The 17,285-nt window shown below is 64.9% G+C and carries 18 protein-coding genes; 11 read left to right on the top strand and 7 right to left on the bottom strand.

From position 1 onward, the window contains the following. A partial coding sequence (locus RJQ10_RS05795) for a UDP-glucose dehydrogenase family protein (RefSeq protein ID WP_350144553.1) occupies positions 1 to 927 on the bottom strand: 927 nt, incomplete at its 3' end. 187 nt (positions 928 to 1,114) lie between these two features. Between RJQ10_RS05795 and glyA the strand changes: the two genes are divergently transcribed. Next, positions 1,115 to 2,377, top strand: a complete 1,263-nt coding sequence (gene glyA, locus RJQ10_RS05790) for a serine hydroxymethyltransferase (RefSeq protein WP_350144551.1) — start codon at positions 1,115 to 1,117, stop codon at positions 2,375 to 2,377. Positions 2,378 to 2,423: 46 nt separating this feature from the next. Here the strand turns inward: glyA and RJQ10_RS05785 are convergent, their stop codons facing one another. Continuing rightward, positions 2,424 to 4,325 carry a gamma-glutamyltransferase family protein gene (locus RJQ10_RS05785; protein WP_350144549.1) on the bottom strand — a complete coding sequence of 634 codons (1,902 nt, stop codon included), beginning with the start codon at positions 4,323 to 4,325 and terminating at the stop codon, positions 2,424 to 2,426. A gap of 181 nt (positions 4,326 to 4,506) precedes the next feature. Between RJQ10_RS05785 and nrdR the strand changes: the two genes are divergently transcribed. The 10 genes from nrdR (at position 4,507) to ribA (ending at position 11,772) form a co-directional block, all read left to right on the top strand. Continuing rightward, positions 4,507 to 4,986 (top strand): transcriptional regulator NrdR, encoded by a 480-nt coding sequence (nrdR, locus tag RJQ10_RS05780; protein ID WP_304706962.1) that lies wholly within the window; start codon positions 4,507 to 4,509, stop codon positions 4,984 to 4,986. Between the two features lie 6 nt (positions 4,987 to 4,992). Continuing rightward, a complete protein-coding gene (gene ribD / locus RJQ10_RS05775; RefSeq protein WP_350144546.1) occupies positions 4,993 to 6,111 on the top strand; it encodes a bifunctional diaminohydroxyphosphoribosylaminopyrimidine deaminase/5-amino-6-(5-phosphoribosylamino)uracil reductase RibD in 1,119 nt (372 codons plus the stop codon). Positions 6,112 to 6,167: 56 nt separating this feature from the next. Further along, positions 6,168 to 6,833 carry a riboflavin synthase gene (locus RJQ10_RS05770; protein ID WP_350144545.1) on the top strand — a complete coding sequence of 222 codons (666 nt, stop codon included), beginning with the start codon at positions 6,168 to 6,170 and terminating at the stop codon, positions 6,831 to 6,833. Positions 6,834 to 6,862: 29 nt separating this feature from the next. Next, the gene (gene ribB / locus RJQ10_RS05765; protein ID WP_350144543.1) at positions 6,863 to 7,966 is read left to right on the top strand and encodes a 3,4-dihydroxy-2-butanone-4-phosphate synthase; all 1,104 of its coding nucleotides are present in this window, start codon (positions 6,863 to 6,865) and stop codon (positions 7,964 to 7,966) included. A 30-nt stretch (positions 7,967 to 7,996) separates the two neighbouring features. Then, positions 7,997 to 8,473 (top strand): 6,7-dimethyl-8-ribityllumazine synthase, encoded by a 477-nt coding sequence (ribH, locus tag RJQ10_RS05760; RefSeq protein WP_350144541.1) that lies wholly within the window; start codon positions 7,997 to 7,999, stop codon positions 8,471 to 8,473. Between the two features lie 8 nt (positions 8,474 to 8,481). After that, positions 8,482 to 8,934, top strand: coding sequence for a transcription antitermination factor NusB (gene nusB, locus RJQ10_RS05755; RefSeq protein ID WP_350144539.1), 453 nt, complete (start codon positions 8,482 to 8,484; stop codon positions 8,932 to 8,934). Next, entirely contained in the window at positions 8,934 to 9,854 is a 921-nt protein-coding gene (gene thiL, locus RJQ10_RS05750) for a thiamine-phosphate kinase (protein ID WP_350144537.1), read from the top strand. Before nusB ends, thiL begins: the two co-directional genes overlap by 1 nt. Before the next feature lie 65 nt (positions 9,855 to 9,919). Beyond that, entirely contained in the window at positions 9,920 to 10,462 is a 543-nt protein-coding gene (locus tag RJQ10_RS05745) for a phosphatidylglycerophosphatase A family protein (protein WP_350144535.1), read from the top strand. After that, a complete protein-coding gene (locus tag RJQ10_RS05740; RefSeq protein WP_350144533.1) occupies positions 10,459 to 11,115 on the top strand; it encodes a TIGR02281 family clan AA aspartic protease in 657 nt (218 codons plus the stop codon). The genes RJQ10_RS05745 and RJQ10_RS05740 overlap by 4 nt, the downstream gene beginning before the upstream one ends. A 66-nt stretch (positions 11,116 to 11,181) precedes the next feature. Further along, positions 11,182 to 11,772 (top strand): GTP cyclohydrolase II, encoded by a 591-nt coding sequence (gene ribA, locus RJQ10_RS05735; RefSeq protein ID WP_350144531.1) that lies wholly within the window; start codon positions 11,182 to 11,184, stop codon positions 11,770 to 11,772. Between the two features lie 6 nt (positions 11,773 to 11,778). Here ribA and RJQ10_RS05730 read toward each other — a convergent pair whose 3' ends face one another. From RJQ10_RS05730 to RJQ10_RS05710, 5 genes are all read right to left on the bottom strand, one after another. Beyond that, on the bottom strand, positions 11,779 to 12,690 hold the full coding sequence (locus tag RJQ10_RS05730; RefSeq protein WP_350144529.1) for a polyprenyl synthetase family protein: 912 nt from the start codon (positions 12,688 to 12,690) through the stop codon (positions 11,779 to 11,781). After that, positions 12,687 to 12,944, bottom strand: coding sequence for an exodeoxyribonuclease VII small subunit (locus tag RJQ10_RS05725; RefSeq protein ID WP_350144527.1), 258 nt, complete (start codon positions 12,942 to 12,944; stop codon positions 12,687 to 12,689). The genes RJQ10_RS05730 and RJQ10_RS05725 overlap by 4 nt, the downstream gene beginning before the upstream one ends. A 341-nt stretch (positions 12,945 to 13,285) precedes the next feature. Then, entirely contained in the window at positions 13,286 to 13,669 is a 384-nt protein-coding gene (locus tag RJQ10_RS05720; RefSeq protein ID WP_350144525.1) for a CCDC90 family protein, read from the bottom strand. 118 nt (positions 13,670 to 13,787) lie between these two features. Beyond that, entirely contained in the window at positions 13,788 to 14,738 is a 951-nt protein-coding gene (locus RJQ10_RS05715; RefSeq protein ID WP_350144523.1) for an Lrp/AsnC family transcriptional regulator, read from the bottom strand. After that, positions 14,735 to 16,939: a TonB-dependent receptor gene (locus tag RJQ10_RS05710; RefSeq protein WP_350144521.1), complete on the bottom strand. Its 2,205-nt coding sequence runs from the start codon at positions 16,937 to 16,939 to the stop codon at positions 14,735 to 14,737. Before RJQ10_RS05710 ends, RJQ10_RS05715 begins: the two co-directional genes overlap by 4 nt. Positions 16,940 to 17,285: the final 346 nt, after the last annotated feature.

Here is a 17,285-nt window from a genome sequence, read left to right as displayed (position 1 = left end):
CCGCGCCATGACCCGCTCCGCCAGCTTGTTCTTTTGCCGCTGGTTGGTGTCGTGCACCGCAGTCAGGATATTGGCGCGGTGGCCGTGCTGCTCCGCCAGGTGTTTCAGGGCGCGTACGTCCTTGGGGAAGCAGGAGCCGCCGTAACCGCAGCCGGGGTAGATGAAGTGGTAGCCGATGCGCGGGTCGGAGCCCATGCCCCGGCGCACCAGCTCGATATCCGCCCCCACCGCCTCGGCAATGGTGGCCATCTCGTTCATGAAGCTGATCTTGGTGGCGAGCATGGCGTTGGCCGCGAGCTTGGTCATCTCCGCGCTGCGCGGGTCCATGTGCATGATCTTTTCATGGTTGCGGTTGAACGCCTGGTACATGCGTCGCAGCTCTTCCAGTACCCTGGCTGACTCGGTGCCGATGATAATGCGGTCGGGGCTTTGGCAGTCCGCCACCGCCGAGCCCTCCTTCAGGAACTCGGGATTGGAGGCCACCTCGATGGGGATATTGCGGCCCTGCGCTTCCAGCGCAGCGGCAATATGCTCGCGCACCTTGTCGGTGGTGCCCACAGGCACCGTGGACTTGGTGATCACCACCTTGCGGCTGCTCATGTAGCGGGCGATGGAGGTGGCCACCTGCATTACATAGCTCATGTCCGCCGAGCCATCGCTGCCAGCCGGGGTGCCGACGCAGACAAACAGGTAGTCGCTGGCCTGCACCGCCTCCTTGGCGTCTGTGGTAAAGGACAGCAGGCCGCTGGCGATGCCGTTGCGGATCAATTGTTCCAGGCCCGGCTCGAAAAAGGGCACAGCGCCGTCGCGCAGGCGGTCGACGCGGGCGGGGTCGATATCCATGCACGTGACCCTGTGGCCCACATCCGCGAAGATTGCGGCCTGCACCAGGCCCACGTAGCCGCTGCCAAAAAAGCTGATATTCATGGTTGGTCAGGATTTCCTGTGTCGTTATGGCAATTCCTATCGCAACACTATATGTCACAAAGGTGACAGAAGTAATACAGGATTGGACAGGCTGTGACCCACTACTTATATGGCGGCATGAATTTGGGTAAAATGCGCGCCTTTATCCAACCGGGCGTTCGCGCCCCCCGCCAGCCAGGGGATTCCGATGTTTGACCAGAGCATGACCATTGCAGGTTTCGACGACGAGATATTTGCCGCCATCAAGGAGGAAGAGCGTCGGCAGGAAGAGCACATCGAGCTCATCGCCTCGGAAAACTACGCCAGCCCCCGGGTGATGGAGGCCCAGGGCACGGTCCTGACCAACAAGTACGCGGAAGGCTACCCGGGCAAGCGCTACTACGGTGGCTGTGAGTTCGTGGACAAGGCCGAGCAGCTGGCCATCGAGCGGGCCAAGGCCCTGTTTGGCGCGGATTACGCCAACGTCCAGCCCCACTCAGGCTCCCAGGCCAATTCGGCGGTCTACCAGGCTCTGTGCAACGCCGGAGACACTGTGTTGGGCATGAGCCTGGCGGACGGCGGCCACCTGACCCACGGCGCCAAGCCCAACTTTTCCGGCAAAATGTATAACGCCATCCAGTACGGCCTGAAAGCGGACACCGGCGAGGTCGATTACGACCAGGTGGAGGCGCTGGCCCTGGAGCACAAGCCCAAGATGATCGTGGCCGGTTTTTCCGCCTACTCCCGGGTCATGGACTGGGCCCGCTTCCGTACCATCGCCGACAAGGTTGGCGCCTACCTGCTGGTGGACATGGCCCACGTGGCCGGGCTGGTCGCGGCGGGCGTTTACCCCAACCCGGTACCGCATGCGGACGTGGTGACCTCTACCACCCACAAGACCCTGCGTGGCCCCCGGGGCGGCATTATCCTGGCGCGCGCCAACGAGGCGCTGGAGAAGAAATTCCAGTCCGCCGTGTTCCCCGGTGGCCAGGGTGGCCCTTTGATGCACGTCATCGCCGCCAAGGCGGTGAGCTTCAAGGAAGCCGCCAGCCCTGAGTTCATTGCCTATCAGAAGCAGGTGGTGGCGAACGCCCGGGCCATGGCCAGGACCTTTATCGAGCGCGGAATCAATATTGTTTCCGGCGGTACCGACAATCACCTGATGCTGGTGGACCTGATTGGCAAGCCCTATACCGGCAAGGACGCGGATGAGGCCCTGGGCCTGGCCAACATCACGGTGAACAAGAACGCGGTGCCCAATGACCCGCGCTCGCCGTTCATTACCTCCGGCCTGCGGGTGGGTACGCCGGCTATCACTACCCGCGGTTTCAAGGAAGCGGAAACCGTTGAACTGGCGGGCTGGATGTGTGATGTGCTGGAGGCCCTGGAGCAGGGTTCAGCTGATGCCGCTATCGCGGAGGTAAAGGGCAAGGTGCTGGAGATCTGCAAGCGCTTCCCGGTGTATCGCTGAGAGGCGAGCCGAAAGCGCATGAAAAGGGGCCGCGGCCCCTTTTTTGTCACCACGCTATTCCGTAATCATCGCCATAATCCGAGGCGCCCCCGTGCATGGTGCCGTGCTCGCGGTCGAACCAGATCGCCGTGGTCGGGTTGTACGTGCGCTCGACCACCTCCACCTGGTATCCCATGCGGGAAAGCTCGGCACGGGTAAACGGGGAAACCAGCGGCGTTACCTGCAGCCGCCCCGGCTCGGCCTGGTGGGCACCGAATGAGCTCTGCATCTGGTAGCTGAGGATGTTGTGGGACTCCGCCGCCTGCTGCACATTCATGCCGAATTCGACCATGTTGAGGAAGAACTGCAGCAGGTTCTGGTCCTGGGTGTCCCCGCCCTGCACGGAAAAGGCCAGCAGCGGTGCGCCGTCCTTGAGTGCCAGGGAGGGGGTGAGGGTGACCCGCGGGCGCTGCCCCGGCTGCACCACGTTGTAGGGATTCAGCGCTTCGTCCAGCACGAAACTCTGCATCCGCTGGCTTAAGCCCACGCCGGTAGTGCCGGCCACAAAGGCGGGGATCCAGCCGCCGGAGGGGGTCACGGAGATCACCCAGCCCTCGGCGTCCGCAGCCTGAATCGACGTGGTACCGGCGAGGAAGGCCTCGTCGGCGGTCATGATGCCCGCCTGCTGGAAGCTGTCCGCGCCCTGGGCATCGGCGGCGGGGGGGATGGGGGTCCAGGCCTGGCGCAAGGCTTCGAAGGGATTCTTGCCGCCCTGGAAGGGGTAGGGGTCGCCCGGCTTGAGGTCGACAAGGTTGCGGTCAGCGGGCATCAGCGCGCGGCGCTGCTCCGCATACTTTTTCGACAGCAGGCCCGCCACGGGCTCTGCCGGCGGCACATAGGGGTCGCCGTAGTAGAAGTCGCGATCGGCGAAGGCGAGGTTCATGGCCTGGTACAGGGTGTGGATATAGCGGGTGCTGTTGTAGCCCATCGCCTTGAGGTCAAAGCCCTCTAGCAGGTTCAGGGCCTGCAGCATGGCCGGGCCCTGGGTCCAGGTGGTGAGCTTGTAGACCTCGATGCCGCGGTAGTTGACGCTTACCGGCTCCTCAATGATGACTTTCCAGCTGGCCAGGTCCTCCGCGGTGATCAGCCCGCCCTGTTCCCGGGTGGCACGGACAATCTCGGCGGCGATGTCACCGCGGTAAAAACGCTCGTAGGCGGCCATGATCGCGGCCTTGCGGTCGCTGCCGGCCGCCAGCGCTGCGGCCTCGGCTGCCACCAGCTTTTCCAGGGTTGCCAGCAGGTCGGGCTGGCGGAAGATTTCCCCGGGGGCCGGCGCCGCGCGCTGCTCCGGCTGGTCGGCATCGTAATGGGGCAGGAACACCCGTCGCGAATCCGGCCACTGCGCCAGGATATCGCGGCGGCTCTCGATGAACCGGGCCTGGGTTTCCTCGATGGGATAGCCCCGGGCCATTTCCATGGCCGGCGCCAGCACCTCCTTCAGGCTGAGCCGGCCATATTCCGCCAGCATCACCATCAGCCCACCCGGGGTGCCGGGTGTGACCGCGGCCAGCGGTCCGTATTCCGGCGGATAGAGCATGCCTTGTTCGCGGAAGAATTGGGGAGTGGCGCCGGTGGGCGCGACCCCCAGCGCATTGATGCCTTTCACTTCTCCGGTGTGCGGGTTGTAGATAAGGGCCTGGGTTTCACCGCCCCAGCCCAGTACATCCCACATGGTCGAGGTGACCGCCAGCATGGCCGCCGCGGCGTCGATGGCGTTGCCGCCCTGCTGGAACATCATCGCCCCGGCGGTGGCGCCCTGGGGCTTGCCGGTGACAGCAACCCAGTGCTTGCCCAGCAGCACAGGGCGGGCGGTTTTCTGCGCCAGGCTGGTGGCGGGCAGCGAGAGGGCACAGATCACTGTGGCGAGAACAGCCCGGCGGAGCAGGCGCATAACTGTGGGTTCGACCATGATTGTCTCCGGGTAGCGAAAACAGAGCATAACAAAGATCGGCGGGAATGGTTCGCGAACGCCGATGACCGAACATGGGCGCATTTGATGAATGTGCACGCTTTGCGCACTGTGCTTTCGTCACCCTGCCAACACCGGAAATATGTTACGCTTCAGGCACTTGTCCATAGGGTAACCACCCATGCATTGCCCCTTTTGTGCCGCCGATGACACCAAGGTGATAGATTCGCGGCTGGTCGCCGAGGGCGACCAGATCCGCCGCCGTCGCGAGTGCCTCAGCTGCAAGGAACGTTTCACCACCTACGAGGTGGCGGAACTGGTCATGCCCCGCGTTATCAAGCAGAACGGCAACCGCGAGCCTTTCGACGAGAACAAGCTGCGCGCTGGCTTCCAGCGCGCGCTGGAGAAACGGCCGGTGTCGGTGGAGGACATCGAGGCCACCATCAACCATATCAAGCATGCCCTGCGCGCCACCGGCGAGCGCGAGGTGGGCTCCCGGGTGCTGGGCGAGCTGGTGATGGACCATCTCAAGCAACTGGATCAGGTAGCCTACGTGCGTTTCGCATCCGTGTACCGCAGCTTCCAGGATATCTCCGAGTTTCGCGATGCCATCGAACGGCTGGAGGCGGAACCCAAGCGCGAGCGCAACGGCGCCGTCTGAGGCCGCATGACTGACACCCACATCGATACGCGCATGATGGCGCGGGCACTGCAGCTGGCTCGTCGCGGGCGCTACTCCGCCATGCCCAATCCCCACGTCGGCTGTGTGCTGGTGCGGGATGGCCAGGTGATCGGCGAGGGTTTCACCCAGCCCGCTGGTGGCAACCATGCGGAGATCGAGGCGCTGAGAGTGGCCGGCGATGCCCGCGGCGCCACCGCCTATGTCACCCTGGAACCCTGCAGCCACCACGGCAAGACCGGCCCCTGTGCGGATGCCCTGGTGGCTGCGGGGGTTAGCAGGGTGGTCGCTGCACTGGAGGACCCCAATCCGCAGGTCGCCGGCAGTGGTCTGGAGCGGCTGCGGGCGGCGGGAGTGGCGGTGAGCTGCGGCCTGCTCGCGGCGGAGGCGGAGCAGCTTATCCCCGGCTTTATTGCCCGCATGCGCCGCGGCCGCGGTCGGGTGCGGGCCAAGCTGGCCATGTCCCTGGACGGCCGCACCGCCATGGCATCGGGCGAGAGCCAGTGGATTACCGGCGCCGCGGCGCGGCAGGATGTGCAGCGGCTGCGGGCCATGAGCTGCGCAATCCTCACCGGTGGCGGCACTGCCCTGGCGGATGACTGCGCCCTCACCGTCCGTGCCGCCGAGCTGGGCATGGAAGGCGCCGAAGCCGCCCGGGCCAGCGCCCGCCAGCCCCTGCGCGTGGTGCTGGATTCCCACCTGCAGCTGCCAGCGGAGGCCCGTATTTTCAGCACCGATGCGCCGACCCTGTGGTGCCACGGCACCGATATGTCGCCGCCCACCGCGGCCCCCGGTGGCACCACCGAGCTGCTGGCCCTGGACCGCGGTGCCAACGGCCTCGACCTGCAGGCCCTGTTGGTCGAGCTCAACAGGCGGCAATGCAACGAAATTCTGGTAGAATCTGGCCCCCGTTTGGCGGGGGCCTTGCTGCGACTGGGCCTGTTGGATGAATTGATCGTATACATGGCTCCCACCCTGATGGGGAGTTCGGCCCGGCCCTTGCTGGAGCTGCCCCTGGCGCAGATGGCGGACAAGGTGCCGCTGACCCTGAGCGACGTGCGCAGGGTGGGTGCGGACTGGCGCTTCACGGCCATACCCGGGCCCTGAGGGTAGCCGGGCCGGAGCGGCAGCCAGCACGGCCCACCAGGAAACAGGAATACTGCATGTTCACAGGAATCATCGAGGCCGTCGGCACCATTGCTGCGCTGCAGCCCGCTGGCGGCGACCTGCGCCTGCGGGTGCACAGCGGCAAGTTGCCGCTGGACGATGTGGGGCTCGGCGACAGCATCGCCACCAATGGCGTCTGCCTCACGGTTACCGAATTGCCCGGGGATGGCTACTGGGCGGATGTGTCGCGTGAAACCCTGGACTTCACCACCCTGGGCGGTCTCAAGACCGGCAGTCGGGTGAATCTGGAGCGAGCGCTTACCCCCGCCAGTCGCCTGGGTGGCCACATTGTCAGTGGCCATGTCGACGGTGTTGGCGAGGTGGTCAGCGTGGTTGCGGATGGCCGTTCCTACCGCTATGTGATGCGGGCCCCGGACGGGCTGGCGAAATATATCGCCCACAAGGGGAGCATCTGCGTCGACGGCACCAGCCTGACCGTAAACGCGGTCAATGGCGCTGAGTTCGAGCTCAACATCATCCCCCAGACCTGGGCCGAGACGGTGTTCGCCGAGTACCGCCCCGGCAGTCGGGTGAACCTGGAAGTGGATGTCATTGCCCGCTACCTGGAGCGCCTGGTGCTGGGCGAGGACGCGGCCAAACCCGGGCACCAGGGTGGTATTTCCCTGGCAACCCTGGCCGACAACGGCTACCTGCGCGGTTAGGCCGCCCAGCCCACAAGGATTCGATTGGCATGCAAGTAAACACCGTAGACGAACTGATCAGCGATATCCGCCAGGGCCACATGGTGGTGCTGGTTGACGATGACGACGACAGCCATAACGAGGGCGTGGTGATGGTGGCGGCGGAGCATGTCACCGCCCAGCACGTGAATTTCATGGCCCGGCAGGCCCGGGGGCTGGTCTGCCTGACCCTGACCCGGGAGCGTTGCCGACAGCTGGACCTGCCTCCCATGGTGCCCGCGGCCAACGGCGAGAAGTCCAACTTCACGCTTTCCATCGAGGCCGCCGTCGGCATTGATACCGGAATCTCCGCCGCCGACCGCGCCCGCACAGTGCTCGCCGCGGTCGCGCCGCACGCGGTACCCGCGGATATCGTCCAGCCCGGACATATCTTTCCGCTCACCGTCACCCCCGGCGGTGTGCTGACCCGCGCCGGTCACACCGAGGCCGCCAGTGACTATGCGGGCCTGGCCGGGCTGTTGCCGGCGGCGGTGATCGCCGACATCCTGACTCCCGACGGCATCCTCGCCGACGGCCCCGCGCTGGTGGAGTTTGCCGCCCGCCACGGCCTGAAGATCGGCACCATCGCCGACCTGATCCACTTCCGCATGGTGAACGAGCGGACTATCGAGCGGGTCCGTGAGGGCGAGATCGAAACCAGCCATGGTCCCTTCAGGTTGACCGTGTACCGCGATGACACCGGCGGCCGGCTGCACCTGGCCCTGTCCCGGGGCGAGATTGTCGCTGCGGAGCCGACCCTGGTGCGTGTGCACGTGGCTTCCACCCTGCGCGATCTGGTGACCAGCCAGGTCCCGGGCCGGGGCTCATGGAATATTGGTGCCTGCCTGGCCAAAGTGGCGGAGGCAGGCCGCGGTGTCATTGTGTTGCTGGCGGGCAAAGAGAGCGACGGGCAACTGCTGGACAGCATCGACATGGCCCTGGGCCGGGCGCCCTCCAGCGCTGGCGCCCTGCCCGATACCTACACCACCGTTGGCCTGGGCTCCCAGATCCTCAAGGACCTGGGGGTCGGAAAAATCCACCTGATGGGCGCGCCCATCAAGTACAATGCGATTTCGGGTTTTGACCTGGAAGTACTCGAATATCTGGCGCCCTGAAACAGGACGCCAGCGAACAAGGAATCGGCAATGACTGATATCAAGACGATCGAAGGGGATTTCACCGGCACCGGCGGCAAGTTTGCGCTGGTCGTGGGCCGCTGGAACAGCTTTGTGGTAGAGCACCTGCTCGACGGTGCAATTGACGCCCTGCGTCGCCACGGGGTGAAGGACGAGCAGCTCACCATCGTTCGCGCCCCCGGCGCCTTCGAGATCCCGCTGGTGTGCCAGCGGGTGGCGAAGCAGGGCGGCTTCGACGCCATTGTCGCCCTGGGCGCGGTCATCCGCGGCGGCACCCCGCACTTCGAATACGTGGCGGGCGAGTGCACCAAGGGCATTGCCCAGGTCAGCCTGGAGCACGGCATTCCCATCTCCTTCGGTGTACTGACCGTGGATTCCATCGAGCAGGCTGTCGAACGCTCCGGCACCAAGGCCGGCAACAAGGGTGCTGAAGCTGCCCTGTCGGCACTGGAAATGGTCAGCCTGCTGGGCCGGATCGGGAGCTGAGCGGGCGCGTGAGCAAGCAAGCCCGCAATACCCTCGCCGCGGAGCGGCACAAGGCCCGCCACTACGCCATGCAGGCCCTGTACCAGTGGCACATGGCCGAGGCGCCCATCAGCCAGATCGAGGCTGAGTTCCGCACCGACTACGACTTCAGCCATGTGGATCTGGAATACTTCCAGGCTATCCTGCACGGCGTTCCCGGCAGCGTGACCGAACTGGAAGCGGTGTTCGAGCCGCTGCTGGATCGCAAGCTCGACGACCTCGGTCCCGTCGAGCGCAGCCTGCTGCGCATCGGCACCTGGGAACTGGTGCACCGGATTGACGTGCCCTGGAAGGTGGTGATCAACGAGGCCGTCTCCCTGGCTCGCAAGTTCGGCGCCACCGACAGCCACAAGTATATCAACGGCGTGCTCGACAGGGCCGCCCGCCAGCTGCGCAAGGCCGAAACCGAAGCCGACGCCTGATGCCGGCCGACGAATTCTCCCTGATTGCGCGCTACTTCTCCGCCTTCGGCGCCGGCCCGGCCGTGGCGCTGGGGGTAGGTGACGATTGCGCCATCCTGGCGCTGGAGCCCGGGGAACGCCTGGCGACATCGGTCGACACGGTGGTGGCGGGCGTGCATTTCCCGCCGGACAGCCTCCCCGAAGACGTTGGCTACCGCGCAGTCGCGGCGGCGGCCTCCGACCTCGCCGCCATGGGCGCGCGGCCCCTGGGCATGACCCTGGCCCTGACCCTGCCGGATGCCGACGAGCTCTGGCTGCACAGCTTCAGCCAGGGCGTGGGGGCGGCAGCGTCCGCGCTGGCACTGCCCCTGGTGGGCGGCGACACTACCCGCGGGCCGCTGACCGTTTCAGTGCAGGTGTTTGGCGCCCTGCCTGCAGGCAAGGCCCTGTTGCGGGCCGGCGCGCAGGTCGGTGATGCGGTCTACGTGTCGGGTACCCTGGGAGACGCGGCGGGCGGGCTGGCGGTGCTGGAAGGCCGCTACCGGCCTGAGCCGGAAGCGGCGGAGTATCTGGAGCAGCGCTTCTTTCGTCCGCTGCCGCGGCTGCAGCTGGGTATGCTCCTGCTGGATGACGCGCATGCGGCCATCGATATTTCCGACGGGCTGCTGGCAGATGCCGGACACATTGCGGCGGCCAGCGGGGTTGGAATCCGGCTGGACGCCGGGCGGCTGCCCCTGTCTCCGGCCCTGGCGTCTCACCCGGACCGGGACCAGGCCCTGCGCTGGGCCCTGGCTGGCGGTGACGACTACGAACTGTGCTTCTGCCTGCCTCCCGCTGCCACCGCTCCGGCCGATTGTACTCGCGTCGGCGAGGTGCTGGCCGGGGGGGGTGTGGTGTGCCCCGGATTCGATGATCTCGCGGGCGGCTATAGCCACTTCTGACAGTCGCACTTCTGGCGTTCGTCAAAGCGCAGTACACTGGCGTCTTCGCAGCAAGAGACGGGGCCATGGCCAGCACTGACCACAACGCCAGCACTGCCCACAACAACGGCAACCCCGCGCCGGCGCCGGACATCCTGCACTACCCGGTCCAGTTGCTCGCCTTCGGCCTGGGCAGCGGTCTGTCACCCAGGGCCCCCGGTACAGCCGGTACCGTGGCTGCAATTCCCCTGTTCCTGCTGGTCAGCGCGGCGCTGGCCAACACCGCTTCCCCCCTGCTCTGGTACAGCGTGTTTATCCTGGTCACCGCCATCGCCGGCGTGTGGATCTGCGATCGCGCCAGTGCCCAGTTGGGGGTGCACGACCACCCCGGCATTGTCTGGGACGAATTTGTCGGTTTCTGGATCACTATGTGGGCGCTGCCGACCGGGTGGGCGTGGTTGCTGGCGGGGTTCGTGGCCTTTCGCATTTTCGATATCCTCAAGCCCTGGCCAATCGGTCTGTTGGACCGCAAGGTGGAGGGTGGATTCGGGATCATGATCGACGACATCGTGGCGGGGGTGATGGCCTGTGCCTGCATTCACATCGTGGCGTGGGTGGTGGCGGCGTGAAACGGCGCGCAGGCCTGGTGGTGGCCTTGTCGATGCTGCTGTGGCTGCCGGCGCCGCCGGTTGTCCACGCCCAGGCGGGTTCGGTCAAGGTCGAAGCCCTGTTGCCCAACACTGCGGTGCTGATGGTCAATGGTCAGCGCAAGACCCTGAAGGCCGGCGACAGTTTCCAGGGCGTGAAGCTGATCAGTGCGGACGCCTCCGCGGCAGTGCTGGAGATCAATGGCGAGCGCCAGCAGCTGGGCCTCAACCGCAATATCACCACCAATTTCGTGGCGCCTGTCCAGCGCCAGCTCGATATTCCCCGCAACGAGCGCATGCAATACATCACCAGCGCGCTGATCAATGGCCGCAGTACCCGGGTCATCGTCGATACCGGCGCCAACGTGGTGGCCATGAGCGCCCGTCATGCAGCGGCGCTGGGTGTCGATTACAAGGCGGGATCCCGGTCCAAGCTGGAAACCGCCAGCGCCACCATTGACGCCTGGATGGTCACTCTGGAGAGCGTGGAGGTGGGCGGTATCCGGGTGGACAACGTGCGCGCCACGGTCGCAGAAGGGGACTTTCCGTCGACCATCCTGCTCGGCATGACCTATCTGCAGCATGTCGAACTGCGCGAGCGCGATGGCGTGTTGTCACTGTCGAGGGCCTGGTGACGCGGCGCCCACGGGCGCGCATAAAGTGCTAAACTACGCCCCCTTTTTCCAGCCGGACCGCTCCCAGTGTCAGTACGTTATGTAGAGTCCTCCCGCCTGCCCACCGCCTGGGGCGTATTCGATATCCACGGTTTCGAGGATCCGGACGCCAACAAGGAACATGTGGTGTTGACCATGGGCGATGTGGGCGACGGCGAGCCGGTTCTGGCCCGTATCCACTCCGAATGCCTGACCGGCGACGCCCTGTTCAGCCTGCGCTGCGACTGCGGCAACCAGCTCGAAGCGGCGCTGAAGGCGATCTCCGCGGAGGGCCGGGGGGCAATCTTCTACCTGCGCCAGGAAGGTCGCGGCATCGGTCTGCTGAACAAGATCAAGGCCTACAAGCTGCAGGACGCCGGCGCCGACACGGTGGAAGCCAACGAACAGCTTGGCTTCGGCGCCGATATGCGTGACTACAGCATCCTCGGCCCCATGCTGCGGCACCTGAAGATCACCCGGGTGCGGCTGATGACCAACAATCCGCGCAAGGTAGTGGCCATGGAAGAAAATGGCGTGGAGGTGGTCGAGCGGGTGCCGCTGCACTGCCACAGCAACCCCCACAACGAGAAGTACCTGCAGACCAAGGGCGCGAAGATGGGGCACTTCGCCGCGGATTAGTGGTACTCAGTTCTCCCGGCTCACCACAAATCGCGCCAACTCCCGCAGCATATCCGCGGGTTCCCCGAAGTGCTCCAGTGCCTCCAGGGCGCCGTCCAGCAGGTGTTCCGCGGTTTCCCGGGCACCTGCCAGTCCCAGCAGGCTGACGTAGGTCGTCTTGTTGGCCAGCGCGTCCTTGCCGCCTGTCTTGCCCAGGGTGGCGGTACTGCCCTCCACATCGAGGATGTCATCCACCACCTGGAAGGCGAGGCCGATATGCTCGCCATAGACTTCCAGGGCTTCCTGTTGGCTGGCACTGGCGCCCGCAGCGATGGCGCCCAGGCTCAGCGCGGCGCGGATCAGGGCGCCGGTCTTGAGGGCGTGCATGTCCTGTAGCTCGTCCAGCTGCAGCGCCCGGCCGGTACCGGCGATATCCACGAACTGCCCGCCGACCATCCCGCCCAGCCCCGCAGAGCTGGCCAAGACCTTGAGCATGGCGACCTTTTGCACAGCGGACAGGCCCGGTGCATCCGCAATGAGCTCGAAGGCCCGCGCCTGCAGGCCGTCGCCCACCAGAATCGCGGTAGCCTCGTCAAAGGCCTTGTGCAGGGTGGGACGGCCGCGGCGCAGGTCATCGTCGTCCATGGCCGGAAGGTCGTCGTGGATGAGGGAATAGGTGTGGATGAGCTCCAGGGCGCAGGCCAGGTGGTCGAAAGCGCGCGCGAGCTGGGAGTCGGCGCCGACGGCCTGCCCCGCGGCATACAACAGGCAGGGACGGATGCGCTTGCCGCTGGTCTCCAGGGCATAGTCTATCGCGGTTTCGAGCCCCGCCAGGCCCGCTACCTGCCGGAGCTCACCGCCGAACCCGCCGTAGATCTGCAGGCCGGTGTCGCAGCGGGTCCGGCACTGGGCCATGAATTCGTCGAGGGCCTCGCTCACTCGCCGTCATCCTCCCCGGCACCCGGATCGGCAAAGGCCTGGGCGACGGGCTTGCCGTCCTTCTCCAGCAACAACTGCACCTTCTGCTCCGCGGTTTGCAGGGCCTGCTGGGCCTGGCGAATGAGCTGTACCCCTTGTTCGAAGTCCTGCAGGGACTGCTCGAGGGAAGTTTCCGGGTCCTCCAGGCGAGTGGTGAGCGCCTCGAGCTGGGAGAGGGTGTCGGCAAAAGTGGGGGCGGTGGACTTTTTGGGCATGGGGTCTCAGTGAGTTGCATGGTTTGTGTGCACTATAGCAGGGAGCGCTGCCTTTGGGTGCGGGGCAGGGCTGTGCTGTCGCCACAGCGCATCGAGACTTCCCCCACCAGAATCCCGTCCCTTCAGGAATCCCCTGGCACTGCTCGAGGAATCTGATCCAGTCGCAAGCCTTTGCAGGCATGGCGCCGAGCTAATGGCCAAATTTGACGTGGCACGAGGTGCTGGGAGGCTGGTTCCAGAGTGGTATGCTGCAGTTTATGTCTTTGTGGCTAATCGGGTGGTGCTGTATATAACCGAAAAGCGTCTCCGCGGAGATGCGTATTTACCTCATGGGGACCGCACTAGCCGGTAACCATGGACTGCAGCAGCGGAACCACCACAGCCAGGGTGATGATACTGAGCAGGACCGTGTGTCCAGACAGGCTCCTCTCTACACCCGAGACACGGGCCTCGACGCGATCCAGGCGCCCGTTGACTTGCTCGAAACGGCGGTCGACCTGATCAAACCTCTGGTCGACCTGATCAAACCTCTGGTCGACTTGATCAAACCTCTGGTCGACCTGGGCCCTATTCAGATCGAAGTGCTCTCTGGTCACCAGCGATTCAACCTGTTGCGTAACCATAAGCGTCATGCTCCTCGCGATGGCCTCCGCCTGCTGGCGGGAGAGCCCCGTAGACTCAAGATCACGCGAGTAGGTTAGCACATCGAATGCGGGTTGCGGCATGGCCAGTCACTTGTGCCGGAATCACTTTGTCGGACCTATTATGCAGCCGGAGCCCGGACGGGCAAACATCAAATGCGGCCAAGTTAGCTGGCCAGGGCATGATGAGCGCGTGACGGATTTACAGAATAAACCCCAACTCCGACTGGTGGGTGATTTGCCGCAGGCAGTGTGAGGGCGCTGTGCTCTTCACGCCTTCGATGGGCACGATTCGCTCGTGCAACAGACGGGTCAGCTGCTCCAGCTCGGTGACATTGAGAGTGCAGATCAGGTCGTGGCGGCCCAGGGTGGTGGCGACAAAGCTTACTTCCTGAATTCCGGCCAGGGCCCTGGCGACCGCGCGACCGCTGCCGCCGTGGACGTCAATACCGACGAAGGCTGCGTTCATCGGCCCCCCCGGGTGCAGCTGCAGGTAGGCGAAGCTGATTTGCTTTTCCTGTTGCATCCGGCGGATGCGGCTGCGCACCGCGGATTCCGACACACCGATCTCGGCGGCGACTGCGCGATTGCTCTTGCGGGCGTTCTGGCGCAGGTTGGCGACGATTTTCCGGTCCAGCGCATCCAGCAGCTTGCGCTGCTCCGGGGCGTCGGTGGCGGAGTGCGGCTGATAGCCGCGGCGGAACTTCCAGACATCCAGGGCCAGTGCCGGCGCGAGCCGGGCTACTCCCTGCAGTGCCGACAGGGTTTCGGTGAGGAAGGTGCTCACGGCCTCCCGCGAGTCCAGCGCCGCTACCAGCTCGATGTCGTAGCGCCCCAGCACCACGTTCACGGTGAGCGCCGCGGGCAGTGCCGCGATCCGCCCCGCTACCTCGAAGGGCGAGTAGTGTTCCACGGCGATGCCAATAAGCAGCAGGTATTGGTAGCCCGCCGCGTACAGGTCCACCAGCGGCGCCAGGCCAATCACGCCGGCTTCCAGTAGCCGATCGATACGGCGGCGAACCGTGACCGGCGTGGCATCCACGCAGCCGGCGATATCCTGGGTGGAGCGCCGCAGGTCCCCATCCAGGGCCGTCATGATGGCGGCGTCCAGGTCGTCGGGCTGGTAGGGCGCCGGTCGTGCGGCTGCTTTCACAGGCGCATGGTCAGACTGAGTTCCACGGTGCGGGGCCGGTTATAGCTGCCCTCGAAGTAGCCGAAGAAGCCGCTGCCGTCGAAGCCCGAGTTGAGCACCCGCTTGTCGCCCAGGTTGGTGCCTATCAGCGCCAGCTCCCAGTGGTCGCCGGGCGCGCTGTAGATCAGCCCGGCGCCGAACAGGCTGTGCCCGGGCACCTGCAGGGTGGGGCTGTTGACCCCATTGAGGAAGTAGCTGTCGGTGTAGCGCATGTCGCCGCGCAGCAACAGATTGCCGCGGTCACCCAGGTTCCACAGGTAGTCCAGCCCCAGGTTGAAGGTCCACTCCGGTGTGTGCTTGAGCTCGGTGTCGGTGAAGTCGCCGGTCACATCCACCCAGCCATCGGAATCGTCATTGAGGTAACCCAGCCCCGCCTGTATCTGCCAGCTGTCTGTTGGCACCCAGGTCGCTTCCAGCTCCACGCCCTCAATGCTGGCCTTGGAGGCGTTTTCCACCGCCACGGACCCGGCCCGGGTGATCAAGACCTGGATGTCTTCGTAGTCGTTGTAGAACATCGCACCGTTCAGGCGCAGGGTACGGTCGAGCAGGTCCGCCTTGATACCGACCTCGTAGCCGGTGAGGATTTCCGGTTCATACTCCTGCAGGTCCGCAGGGCTGCCAAAGGCCCGGCCATTGTAGCCACCGCTGCGGAAGCCGCGGCTGACATGGGCGAAGGCCATGACGTCATCGCTGAACTGCCAGGACAGACCCGCCTTGGGCGAGGTATTGGACCAATCCTGGGAGCAATCGAAGTAAGCCGTGGGCGCGTCGAAGCTGCAGCTGTCCACCGGCAGGCCGGGAATGAAGAACATGTGCGGTACACCGAAATCAAAATTGCTGATCTGTTGGGTGAAGTCTTTTTCTTCCTCCGTGTAACGGATGCCTGCGAACAGGTCGAGCTGGTCGGTGACTGCATAGCTCGCATGGGCATAGACGGCGTAGCTGGTGGTTTCCTGGCGGTTGTCGAAGGACACCGAGGTGCCCAGGCCCTGGATGATGATCAGGTCGGTATCGTCCTGGGTGTCCTCCTCGAACCAGTACAGGCCGCCTACCCATTCCAGCGGACCGTGGGTGCCCACCAGCTGGAGTTCCTGGCTCCACTGCTCGTGGTCCTGGTCGTGGACGTCGCCGTTGTAGTTCACCAGGCTGTTGTCGCCGTCGCGGCCGAACAGGGCTTCGACCTCCCGGTAGCCGGTGATGGACTTCAGTTCCAGTGCGTCGCTGAGCTGCCAGGTGTTGGTCCAGTTCACCCCCAGGCCTTCGACGTCGTCGTTGGGCAGCGGGCCTCCGGCACCGGAACGGTCAATGTCGACGTTGGGGGTGCAGCAGGGGTTGTCCGGGTTCAACAGATTCCAGAGGTCACCAAAGGTTGTGCCGTCCTGCCAGGTCAGCATCACGTTGGGGTAGCCGGTCTGGTCCTGCTCGTGCCAGTCCACGGACAGGGTGGACTCGAAGTTGTCTCCGGGGGTCCAGTTCAGGATGACCCGGGCGGTAGCCAGGTCCACGTCGCCAGCGTCATCCCCCGGCCGCTTCTGCCAGCCATCCGCCTCGCGCTGGAGGTAGGAAGCGCTTACTGCCAGCGTGTCGCTGATGGCGGTCTGGCCATACAGGGAGATGCCGCGCAGGTCCCGGGAGCCCGCTGTCAGTTTGACCTCAGCCCCGGTATCGCCGGTGGGCTTGCGGGTGATTACGCTGATGGCGCCACCGATGCTGTTCTTGCCGAACAATGTGCCTTGAGGGCCTCGCAATACCTCAATGCGCTCAACATCTGATAACTCCAGGTTGGCCCCGAAGGCCCGCGACAGATAGATACCATCCAGATACAAGCCTACCGCGGGATCGGTGGTGAGAATGAAGTCGAACTCCCCCACCCCGCGCAGGAAGGCATTGACCGTCGAGCTGCCGCCGCCAGTACCGACGGTGAAGTTGAGGTTGGGCGTCTGCCGTTCGATGGCAGTCAGCTGGTTGATGCCGGCCTGGGCCAGGGACTCGCCACTCAGGGCGGTGATGGATACGGGGGTGGATTGGAGGCTCTCGGCGCGCTTGCGGGCGGTGACCACGACCTCTTCCAGGGCGGCAGCCAGAGAAGGGAGGGGCAGGGTAGCTGCAGGCAGGGCGGTAGTCAGGGCGGCGATAACGCTAAGCAGGCGGTGTTTGTGCATGGTGAATCCCTCTGGTTTGGGGTCTTTTTATTGGAGTGGGCGCCCCAACCGGCTTAGTCAGGCACCCTGGCGTCTAGCGCCTTCGGAGAAGGTAGTGTGGTCGCAATGCAATTATGCGTCAATACAATGCGAAAAAAAACGCAAAACGTAATATCTGTGGGGCGGCGCGGATGTATGTCGAGAGTGGCCCGCAAGCCAGACAGCATCAATTCTCCTCACGCCTGATCAAGTCATCGAGACCTTCGGCCAGCAGAGTTTCGTCCGGCCGGGGATCCAGCATCTCGCCTCTATTTCGGGTGCCCCAACTAACCGAAAAACGTCTCCGCGGAGATGTCTCCCGGCAAGC

Source organism: Haliea sp. (assembly GCF_040222615.1).
Classification (GTDB): domain Bacteria; phylum Pseudomonadota; class Gammaproteobacteria; order Pseudomonadales; family Halieaceae; genus Haliea.
The sequence above is the reverse complement of the archived record's forward strand: the minus strand, read 5'-3'. Positions and strand labels throughout refer to the sequence as shown.

Coding starts and splice junctions, on each gene's coding strand:
- RJQ10_RS05710 (WP_350144521.1), bottom strand. CDS start 16,939: ATGCACAAACACCGCCTGCTTAGCGTTATCGCCGCCCTGACTACCGCC.
- thiL (WP_350144537.1), top strand. CDS start 8,934: ATGCCGGCCGACGAATTCTCCCTGATTGCGCGCTACTTCTCCGCCTTC.
- ribH (WP_350144541.1), top strand. CDS start 7,997: ATGACTGATATCAAGACGATCGAAGGGGATTTCACCGGCACCGGCGGC.
- RJQ10_RS05770 (WP_350144545.1), top strand. CDS start 6,168: ATGTTCACAGGAATCATCGAGGCCGTCGGCACCATTGCTGCGCTGCAG.
- ribD (WP_350144546.1), top strand. CDS start 4,993: ATGACTGACACCCACATCGATACGCGCATGATGGCGCGGGCACTGCAG.
- RJQ10_RS05725 (WP_350144527.1), bottom strand. CDS start 12,944: ATGCCCAAAAAGTCCACCGCCCCCACTTTTGCCGACACCCTCTCCCAG.
- RJQ10_RS05720 (WP_350144525.1), bottom strand. CDS start 13,669: ATGCCGCAACCCGCATTCGATGTGCTAACCTACTCGCGTGATCTTGAG.
- RJQ10_RS05745 (WP_350144535.1), top strand. CDS start 9,920: ATGGCCAGCACTGACCACAACGCCAGCACTGCCCACAACAACGGCAAC.
- RJQ10_RS05785 (WP_350144549.1), bottom strand. CDS start 4,325: ATGGTCGAACCCACAGTTATGCGCCTGCTCCGCCGGGCTGTTCTCGCC.
- ribB (WP_350144543.1), top strand. CDS start 6,863: ATGCAAGTAAACACCGTAGACGAACTGATCAGCGATATCCGCCAGGGC.
- nrdR (WP_304706962.1), top strand. CDS start 4,507: ATGCATTGCCCCTTTTGTGCCGCCGATGACACCAAGGTGATAGATTCG.
- glyA (WP_350144551.1), top strand. CDS start 1,115: ATGTTTGACCAGAGCATGACCATTGCAGGTTTCGACGACGAGATATTT.